We start from the raw sequence: 9,379 nt of genomic DNA, 5'->3' as shown, positions 1-9,379 counted from the left end.
ACTCGGCGAGACCAGAACCTCGCATCTGGCCCGACTTGAACTGGCCGCATAGAAGCCCACCCACACACCCGGTTCACGGATTTCCCAACGGAGTCCTGAAGGCCGGGGCATCCTCGAAGGAACCCGGTGAACCATGTCGATCACGCCGTGAGCAGTGGGGGACGACCAGGTGTTCAGGGGCTGGCAAACGGATCGCTCCCGCCTCAAAGCACTCGCCACCCGCCGCCCCTCACCCCCTGAGCGACCGCGCCTGACCCCGCAGCGCGAGGCGGGACACCCGCACGGCGCACGCCGCCGACGTCATCAGCACCCCGCAGGTCAGACACTGCATCGCCCGAGCATGCGCAACAGAGCACAGACGAGAACCAGTTCAAGCGAGGCCAGCGCCGGGCGTGGCGAAGGTAGGCGTGCACCGCATCGTGCGCGAGGGCCGCGGCGTACAGGGTTCGGCCAATACCAGGCGCAGATGCCGACGACCCGCTCGAGGTACGCGATGGACGAACAGTGCTCAAGCGCCAGCTCGTGGTCGACGCGTCGGCACGCGAACCTCAACGTGCTGGGTCGCTGCAGCTTCCGTGCTTCCAACCCGGCCGACGGCGGCCTGAGGCCGCGACCCGGCCACCGCCGATACCAGCGAGGAAGAGGAGAGGTGAGGTGAGGTGAGGTGAGGTGAGCTTTCTACACCGACGGTCTCTTCGCCAGCATCCTCCGCTGCACCCGCCTGCCCTGCGCGACCGCCAGGGGGACGGCATGCAGCCCGAACGAGGGGAGCGCGTCTGCCAGGCGCGCCTGCAGTCCGCGCCAGCCCGGCACCACGGTAACCGGGCGTGGTCGGTCCAGCACCTTGCGCACTGCGTCGACGGCCTCCTCGGGCATGAGCAGTTTGCCGGAGAAGGACAGTGCCGCGGCGGGGTCGTCGAGTTTGTCGTGGAGCATCGGGGTCCAGATGCCGTCGGGGCAGACGCAGGAGATGTCGATCTCTTTGATCCCGGCCAGGCGCAGGTCGGCGAGTGTGCTCAGGCTGAAGCCGATCGCGGCGTGCTTGGACGCGGCGTACACCGCCTCGCCCGGGACCGCGGTGAGTCCCGCCAGGGATACGACGTTGACGATGTGCCCGCCCGTGCCCCGCATGGCCTCGATTGCGGCGACGGTGCCGTTGACGGTGCCGAGCGCGTTGACCTCCAGCATCAGGCGTCGTACGTCGGGCGGCTGCTCCCAAGCGGGCCCGGTCACGAGCACGCCGGCGTTGTTGACCCACACGTCGAGGCGGCCGGCTTCTGCCACGATGCGGTCCCGCGCCGCGGCGACCTGGACCTCGTCGCGCACGTCGACGGCGGCCCACAATACGTCAGGCCCGAGCTCGGCCGCCGCGGCGCATGCCGCTTCCTCGTCGACGTCGGTGACCAGTACTTGGTGGCGGCGCTGGACCAGAGCCGCGGCGATCAGCCTGCCGAGGCCGCGGCCCGCCCCGGTGACCACCGCGCCGGCGCGGGAGCGGTTCATCGCCGACCGCCCTTGATCTCGCCGTAGGTGATCCCGCCGTGGACGTAGGTGGGCATCACCGGCCAGAACCGCTTCCACGGGGCCAGCTCGGTGGACGGCAGGATCTGCAGCCAGCGCGGGTCCGCCTTGCACCGGTCGGCGAGCGTCTTCTCCTTGACCATCGAGTCGTACTGGTCCAGCGAGTCCTCCAGCGTGTTGGCGTTGGGGCATATCTCGCGGCCGAAGACCTCGTGGTAGCGGCGTACGCCGGGAATCTTGGACAGCTCCGGCTGCCAGTTGTCCAGCGAAATCCCGTTCTCCGAGGACACCCACACCCCGTCGGGGGTGTTGAGCACCAGCGAGTGGTTGCCATCGGTGTGCCCGGGCGTCCACAGCAGCGCGATGCCGGGACCGAGCTCGACGTCCCCGTCGAAGGTGACGAACTTCTCCGGGGCGACGCCGTCGAGCCCGCCGTCGACGTACCACGCCCACTGCATCGGGTGCAGGGACTCGAGGGTCGCCAGCTCGCGGTGGTGCACCAGCATCCTTGCCCCGCCGAACAGCGGTTTGCGTTCAGCCGCCTCGCCCTCGATGACCTCGGTGGAGCCCAGGATCATCCGCGGGTCCTGCACGTGCAGGTGGTCGAAGGTGCAGAAGTCGATGTCGTTGGGGGTCAGCCCCAGTCGGCGCAGCACGTCGCCGGGCTCGGCGTAATACCTCAGTACCATCCGCTCGAGCAGCTTGCCACCGGGAACCTTGTCCGTCACCTTCTGCAGGTTGCGGTAGAACGGCGCCTGTGCGGAGCCCTCCGGTACCGTCGGCTCGAAGACCAGCGTGCGTGCGCGGCCGTCGAAGTCGTCGTACTGCACGACGATCATGCGGTTGATCATCGAGATCAGCGGGAGCGTGGGCACCGAGACGGCGTCGTGGAAGGCGTACTTCACCGGGTATGGCGCCGCGGCGATGTCAACCGACTTCACCGCGCGCACTTGGCCCTGGGCTTTGAAGCGCTCCTTGTACGCCGCGGCGGCCTCGCGGACCGCCCGCAGCCGTTCGCCGCGCGGCCACACGTCATGGACGCCGTCGAACTCGGGGATCATTCGCGCACCGATCCCGGTCAGATGGCCGGTTCCGGCTGCCGTCATGGGCCCACTCCTCGCTCTCGTCACCGGGTCAGCACAATGCCCGCTGAAGCACGGTGGGATTTGTTCCAGCGCGACAATCTCAGGAGGTGCCACGCGCCCGACGGCGCACCTCGCTCGGACTGGCGCCCCACCACCGTCGTACGGCGTGGCTGAGGCCGGACTGGTCGGCGAAGCCCGCCATCGCGGCCACCTGTCCAAGAGGCAGGTCGGTGGTGGTGATGTAGCGCAGCGCGAGACCCTGCCGTACGTCCTCGAGGATCTCCTCGAAGCTGGTCGACTCCGCGGCGAGCCGCCGTTGCAGCGTGCGGGGATGCATCGCAAGAAGCCGCGCGACGTGACCGATCGCCGCAGGGGTGGTGCCGATGCTCCCGGCCAGGGCCCGCCGAACGTGCGTGGAGACCAAGCGCTCCGGATCGGTGTGGTGACTGGCCAGGTGGTCGACGGCGAGCCGACGGATCACCGCGTCAGCGCTGCGGAACTCCTCGTCGAGCAGCCGACGCTCCACGCGCAGCGCGGCGGTCGGGCACCCGAACTTCACATCCACGCCGAAGAACTCGGTGTACCGCGACACCGGCGACAGAGGCCGGTGCGGCAGCTCCACCCCTCGAAGGCCGGCCAGGCTGCCGACCAGAGCCACCGCCACCTGGTGAAAGAGGCCGAGCCCGAGCTCCATGGCCTGCGGGGAGTACGGCGACTCGCGCAGATCCTTCCGATAGGTCAGCGCGACCACCTCTCGACACCCCCGCGGATCCGGTTCCACACCGACGCTCAGCGCCGAGCTGTGCACGAACATGAACCGCGAGGCACACTCCAGTGCCTCCGCCACCGTCGACGATGCCTGGATGGCCAGAGCCAGCCGGCCGAGGATGCTGAGATCCTGACGGGAGGCCAGGCGGAGGCCGAAATCAGGGCATCGAAGCTCACGGGCGACCGCGTCGAGCATCACGTCGTGGCTGGTGATCGGGATGAGCCCCTCCTCGGAGGAGAGCGCGTGCCAAGGGATCGCGAACCGCCCCATGAACTCCCCGGGGTCGCCGTCGAGTTCCTCGACGAGACGCGCGAACCCGCGCAGGCTGGCGCCCCGAATCATCGCACCCACCCGGGCGATGCTAACCCGAGCAGGTGTGTGGTCAAGGGGAGGGTCCGGCCTCCATGGGATCGCCTGAACCTGGACACAGAGCCCTGCTGGAAGTGTCCCGTTCCGTTTGATCTTCGCCGGTAGCGTGGCCGCTGAACCGGGCAGAGACAACCTGCCGGTGACGCTCCCGCCGTACTCGTTTCACGTCCCGGCATGTCTGAGACGCGGGATGCCGTACTCGCAGTTCATCGGGTCGGGCCGGCGAGCTGGTTGTAGAGATCCATGGGGGTCACGTAGCCCTCCCACCGCCCATCGTCAAAGAGCTGGATACCGGCGTCCTTGTACGCCTGGTCGCACAGCTGGGAGCAGATCATGTGCCCGGTCGACTCCACATAGGTGCGCAGTCCGGGCACCGGGAGGTGGAAGCGGTGCGCGGCGAGCGCCGCGTAGTCGAGGAAGCTGTATGGGACTTCGCGGTACTTGAGGGCGCAGGAGACGATGGCCTCGCGCTGCGCCGGCGTCAGCCCGGCCGGCGACACGTACAGCACCTCGCGGTCGTCGTACTCGGACAGCGGGACGACCCGGGCGCCGCCGGGCTCGGCCTCGATGAGCTGGTCGTCGGGCAGCACGATGAAGGCGTGCTCGTACGGGCCGAAGCCGTCGCCGTTGAGCCACTGTCCGATCTGGATGAGCCGGCCGACGGGGCCGGTGATGCCGGTCAATCCGATGTCGCCGGGCTGGGGTTGGGTACGGATCACTGGGGCCTCCTGTGAGGATCATGGGGTGCCGCAGGGGGCCGGAGCTTGACCCGTGCGACAACTGGCCGCAGTTGCCTTGGAGTAGAACTGTCGGCTCCGGCTCCCTGCGGTGCGTACTGGCGCCGGCCCGGTGAACGTGTCCCGATAGGGGCTTTGCCGCACAAAGCACCGTCACAGTTCTGACCGCCCACCGGACCGGTGTCAGCCACCAGACCCAGTCCAAGGGAGCCTCGTGACCGTCACCAGCATGCCCCAGCCGACGCTGCCCGCGCAGCCAGTGCAGGCCCCGGCCGAGGAAGTGATCCTGGGCGTAGACACCCACAAGGACGTCCACGTCGCCGCCGTCATCACCACCCTGGGCGCCTCGCTCGCCCACCAAGAGTTCCCGACCACCGTCGCCGGATATCGTCAACTACTCATCTGGGCACGGTCGTTCGGCATTCTGCACCGGGCCGGCGTCGAATGCACCGGATCCTACGGAACCGCGCTGACCCGGTACCTGCGCAGGGAAGGCATCGAGGTCGTCGAAATCAACCAGCCCGACCGTGCCACCCGGCGCAAGCGCGGAAAGGCAGACGCCGTCGACGCGGACGCCGCCGCCCGCGCAGTACTGTCCGGACGCGCCACCACCGTGCCGAAGACCGCGGACGGCCCCGCAGCGGACATGCGGGTCCTGCGGCTCGCCAAGGAGTCAGCCGTCAAGGCCCGCACCCAGGCACTGAACCAGCTCAAGGCCGTCCTGCTGGCTATCGACCCGGACCTGCGCGAACTGCTGACAGGCCTGAGCAATCCTGCCCTGGTCGCCACCTGCGCGGCCCTTGACGTCGATGATCGGGGCGAGGCCGTCTTCACGATGCGCTTGCTCGCCCGCAGAGTCCAGCACCTGTCCGACGAGGTCAAAGAGCTCACCCGGCGCACACCAGGGCCGTCCGCTCCCGCCGGCCGCAGATGCTGGACCTGATCGGTGTTGGCCCCGACAGCGCTGCTGTCCTCCTCATCGCCGCAGGTGACAACCCTGACCGCATCACCGATGAGGCATCCTTCGCCGCCCTGTGCGGCGTCAGCCCGGTCGAGCAATCCTCCGGCAAGACCCAACGACGGCGCCTGAACCGCGGAGGCAACCGCCAAGCAAACGCCGCCCTCTACCGCATCGTGATGACCCGCATACGCTGGGACGAACGCACGCAGAACTACCTGCAGCGACGCACCGCCGAGGGCATGTCCAAACGCGAGATCATCCGGTGCCTCAAGCGGTACGTCGCCCGCGAGCTCTACCGCCACATCCGGCCTCTGGCTATCGGCCAGCTCCCTTCCGCGCTTGACGAAACATAGGGGCTTCTACGGCACCCACAAGGCGCCGGTGGTCCGCAAATGGCTCGAGGCACATCCCCGCTTCCACATGCACTTCACGCCCACCTACTCGTCCTGGCTCAACCAGGTCGAGCGGTGGTTCGGCCTGCTGACGGACAAGCGAATACGCCGCGGAGTACACAGGAACCTCCAGGCCCTGGAGCGCGACATCCGCGCCTGGATCGCCCAGTGGAACGACGACCCGAAGCCGTTCATCTGGACCAAGGACGCCGACGAGATCCTCCAACGCCTCGCGACATATCTTGATCGAATTCCCGGCGCAGGACACTAGGAGGGCGGTCTTCCGCGCGTAGGCAAGGGCTACCGAAGCATGTTGCCGTCCAGGCACGTTTCCTCTACCTGTGGTAGAGGAACACGGTAGAGTCGGGATATGGCAGCAGACGAGACGAGCATCAAGGTGAGCACGGCCGCGCGGGACCGGCTCGCCCAGCTGGCGGCCGAGCACGGCACCACCATTCGCAGCCTGGTCGAGGACCTCGCGCAGGGCACGCCGACGCAGGCCGAGTACGCCGAGCGGGCCGAGCTGGCCCGCGCCGAGCTCGCCTCCGCCCTCGGCAGCGCGCCGAGCCCGGAGGCCGAGGCGAAGGCCAAGGCCCTGCTCGAGCGTCTGGGCGGCGCCGCGCACAGCCCGCAGGCGGCCGCGTAGTGGCGGCGATCGCGGTCGTCCTAGACCACACGGCCGCGGGTGCGTTGTACGACCCGAAGGATCCATTCAACGAGGCGGTCGCCGCGTTCTACGTCCAGGCCTCCGGCGGACTCGGTGACCTGTATGCGCCGGTGCTGTCCCTGACGGCCGGCGACGCCGAGCGGCCCGGACTGCTCGGCTACATCAACGGGCTGCGGTTCATCCGGATCGAGGCGTTCGACACCGACGCCGCGGTCACCGCCACCGAACTGCTGCGGTTCGGGCACTCCTGGGCCGCCGTACACGCCATCCACGCCGCCCGCCCCTCCGCCACCCACCCCACCGGGCGGTACCTGCTCACCCTGACCCCCAAGGCGTACGCGGGTACCGGCGTTCGAGCCGTCCACCCCGACCAATAGCCGTCCGCCGCCCCGGCGGCAGCTGCCCCCGGGCCTCGCCCGCCGCCGCCTGACCCCGCGAAGGGCCCGGCACTGCTTCGCCGGAAGCGGCACCGCTCGCACAAGGGCGGTTGGGTCTTCTGTTCTGATGTGCCCGGCCGCAGGCCGAGGTGTCTTCCGGAGGAACTGTGCAGTTCACTGTCCTGCCCGTCCGCGGGCGGCCCGTCTCCCCCGTACCGGGGCAGGCCTTCCTGGTTCGGGACGACTGGGATGACTACAGCTTCAAGACGACCTTCGGGCTGCTCTGTGTCGATCCAGGCGGCGAGCTCAGGGAGATCGGCGGGGTCAAGATCGGCCGGTTCGGCATGACAGCGCCAGCCAGGACGCCGCTGCCGGACGATTTCGAGATCCTGGACGGGGCCTTCTTCTCGCTCGGGCTGCGGGACACCTACTACGAACGGCTGCGCGAGCTGGGTCCCGCTCTGCAGCACACCGTGCTGCGGGCTCTCAACGATGTCTCCTTCGATCTGGACCTCTTCGCCCGTGCCCGCACCGAGAGCGTGATGGGCACGTCCCTGCTCCGGTCCGTTTCCGCCGACACCGTCGTCGGCCGCTTCCGGGGCAGCGACATATCCGCAGGGCCGCTGGCGGCCATCACCGACGTCACCCGGCGGCATCTGTTCGACACGCTGCGCAGTACGGGGGCGAGCTGGTCGGGCCGCCTGGACGAGGTCACCTTCCTGCGCAGGCTGTACGACCTGGACCGTCTGAAGAGTCATGACCCGCGGTTCACCACGGTCGAGGGCGACATCGTCCAGCACCGCTACAACAACCCCGAGGACTGGGAGGACGACTGGGTCTTCGGCGACGACCGCTTCGAGCTCGCAGCCGGCGCCGACGAGGTCCTGCTACGCTTCCTGGCGGAGATGATCCACCCGGTCGTGCGCACGGACCCCGGCGAGGTCGAGCGGTTGCTGGCACTGGTCAACGACCTGCTGGCCCCCGATGGCTACGAGCTCACCAAGGCCCGCACCGTCAGCGGCTACCCGGTGTACGAGGCCCGCCGGATACCGGCACGCCGCCGCACCGCACACCCCCGCTCCCCCGGGCGCCGCGGCGGCAGCACCGCCCGGCCGGGGTGCCTACGCCGCGGTCCGCCGCGCCGCTCGCGGCGAGCGCAAGGACTACGCCTGCACGCGTGAACCGGTCCCGGACGGGGGCCAGGCGGACGTGTTCGAGGCGACCCACAAGACCCTCGGCACGACCGTCGCGTTGAACAAGCTGCACAGCAAGTACCCGGCCGAACGGCAAGTGGCCCGTATGCGGCGGGAGATCAAGATCGGCCAGCTGCTGAACGGTCATCCCCACGCCATGCCGATTCTCGACTTCGGCGCCGACCACACCTGGTTCGTGATGCCCTGGGCGGACGCGACCGCCGTACAACGCCACGAGCTGCTGCGGAAACCGGCCGAGCTGCGCGCCCTGGTCGACGCCCTGGCATCGGTGCTGGCCGCCGCGCACGAGCACGGCTGGCTGCACCGCGACATCAAACCGTCGAACATCCTTTACTTCGACGGCCGCTGGACCCTCGCCGACTGGGGCATCGTCCGCCGGCCACGAGGCCAGACCACCAAGGTGGGCCGCACCGGCCACTTCATCGGCACCGAGGGCTTCGCCGCCCCAGAACTGTCCGGAACACCCCATGAGGCCACGGCGTCCAGCGACATCTACAGCGTCGGCAGAGTCATCGCCTGGGCCCTCACCGGCAAGCTGCCGGAGACCAACCTGCCGCTGCTGCCCCTCCCGGCCCGTGGCGCACCATCGTCCGCGCCGCCACCCACCAGGATTCGCAACGCCGCCCCCAGACCGTCAGCGACCTGCTCGCCCTGATCGACCGCGAGCACGCGGTCATCCCCGAAGACCCCCTCCCGGCCGCCGAGACACTGCTCGAAGCCGCCGGCAACGGCGACTCGGCCGCCGTCGACACTCTGCTGACCCTGGTCGGCGACCACCCCGAGGACTACGAACTCCACGTCGGCGTACTCACCCACCTCGACACCCAGCAGGCCGGACCGGCCCTCGCACGAGAACCCGCCCAAGCTCACAATCTCCTGCACGCCCTGGCAGAGCACGTCCACGGAGACGACACCCACATGGTGCAGTTCGGCGACGCCGCGACGGTCGTGATCTGGCTGCACGGCATCTGCGCCTACGCCGCCGGCCACCGCGACTGGGACCTGCTGGAGGATGCCGCGCACACCATGTGCACCTGGGACGCCACCTGGGACCAGTGGAGCGCCCAGGACAAGATCACTCCCTGGCTGCGAACCCTGACGAGCGAGGCCGCATCCGTCGTCGCCGCCGTCCTGCGCGACCACCCGAACTCCGCCCAACACTTCAGCCACGTCGCCGACGACCGCACCGCAGACCGTTCCTAGTCAGTGAGCAGGAGTGAGTCTTGTACCCAATCCTGGTCAACTGGCGCATCCCGAACGGTGGTGGATGCACTGGTCTCCCGCGTT

General features: G+C 69.1%; 9 protein-coding genes and 2 pseudogenes. 7 read left to right on the top strand and 4 right to left on the bottom strand.

Features of this window, described 5'->3' with window-relative positions; translation table 11 throughout:
* Positions 1-678 precede the first annotated feature (678 nt).
* The 4 genes from ACWDA7_RS46950 to ACWDA7_RS46935 form a co-directional block, all read right to left on the bottom strand.
* Positions 679-1,503, bottom strand: a complete 825-nt coding sequence (locus ACWDA7_RS46950; protein ID WP_450613584.1) for an SDR family oxidoreductase — start codon at positions 1,501-1,503, stop codon at positions 679-681.
* The gene (locus ACWDA7_RS46945) at positions 1,500-2,627 is read right to left on the bottom strand and encodes a hypothetical protein (protein ID WP_450613582.1); all 1,128 of its coding nucleotides are present in this window, start codon (positions 2,625-2,627) and stop codon (positions 1,500-1,502) included. Before ACWDA7_RS46945 ends, ACWDA7_RS46950 begins: the two co-directional genes overlap by 4 nt.
* 79 nt (positions 2,628-2,706) lie before the next feature.
* On the bottom strand, positions 2,707-3,717 hold the full coding sequence (locus tag ACWDA7_RS46940; protein WP_450613586.1) for an AraC family transcriptional regulator ligand-binding domain-containing protein: 1,011 nt from the start codon (positions 3,715-3,717) through the stop codon (positions 2,707-2,709).
* Positions 3,718-3,950: 233 nt separating this feature from the next.
* Entirely contained in the window at positions 3,951-4,463 is a 513-nt protein-coding gene (locus tag ACWDA7_RS46935) for a hypothetical protein (protein ID WP_450613581.1), read from the bottom strand.
* Positions 4,464-4,710: 247 nt separating this feature from the next.
* Between ACWDA7_RS46935 and ACWDA7_RS46930 the strand changes: the two are divergent.
* The 7 genes and pseudogenes from ACWDA7_RS46930 (at position 4,711) to ACWDA7_RS46900 (ending at position 9,295) form a co-directional block, all read left to right on the top strand.
* Positions 4,711-5,795: pseudogene (locus ACWDA7_RS46930) on the top strand (IS110 family transposase).
* Between the two features lie 7 nt (positions 5,796-5,802).
* A pseudogene (locus ACWDA7_RS46925) lies at positions 5,803-6,105 on the top strand (transposase); the annotation flags it as partial.
* Positions 6,106-6,204: 99 nt separating this feature from the next.
* Positions 6,205-6,480, top strand: a complete 276-nt coding sequence (locus ACWDA7_RS46920) for a hypothetical protein (protein ID WP_450613579.1) — start codon at positions 6,205-6,207, stop codon at positions 6,478-6,480.
* Positions 6,480-6,878 carry a hypothetical protein gene (locus ACWDA7_RS46915; RefSeq protein WP_450613577.1) on the top strand — a complete coding sequence of 133 codons (399 nt, stop codon included), beginning with the start codon at positions 6,480-6,482 and terminating at the stop codon, positions 6,876-6,878. The genes ACWDA7_RS46920 and ACWDA7_RS46915 overlap by 1 nt, the downstream gene beginning before the upstream one ends.
* Positions 6,879-7,045: 167 nt before the next feature.
* Positions 7,046-8,059 carry an AbiJ-related protein gene (locus tag ACWDA7_RS46910; protein ID WP_450613575.1) on the top strand — a complete coding sequence of 338 codons (1,014 nt, stop codon included), beginning with the start codon at positions 7,046-7,048 and terminating at the stop codon, positions 8,057-8,059.
* A 28-nt stretch (positions 8,060-8,087) separates the two neighbouring features.
* A complete protein-coding gene (locus ACWDA7_RS46905) occupies positions 8,088-8,747 on the top strand; it encodes a serine/threonine-protein kinase (RefSeq protein WP_450613573.1) in 660 nt (219 codons plus the stop codon).
* 263 nt (positions 8,748-9,010) lie between these two features.
* Positions 9,011-9,295, top strand: a complete 285-nt coding sequence (locus ACWDA7_RS46900; protein WP_450613571.1) for a hypothetical protein — start codon at positions 9,011-9,013, stop codon at positions 9,293-9,295.
* The last annotated feature ends 84 nt before the right edge of the window (positions 9,296-9,379 follow it).

This window comes from Streptomyces sp. NPDC001156, from assembly GCF_053598275.1.
Note: the sequence above shows the minus strand (reverse complement) of the source record. Positions and strands in the feature narration are given on the sequence as shown.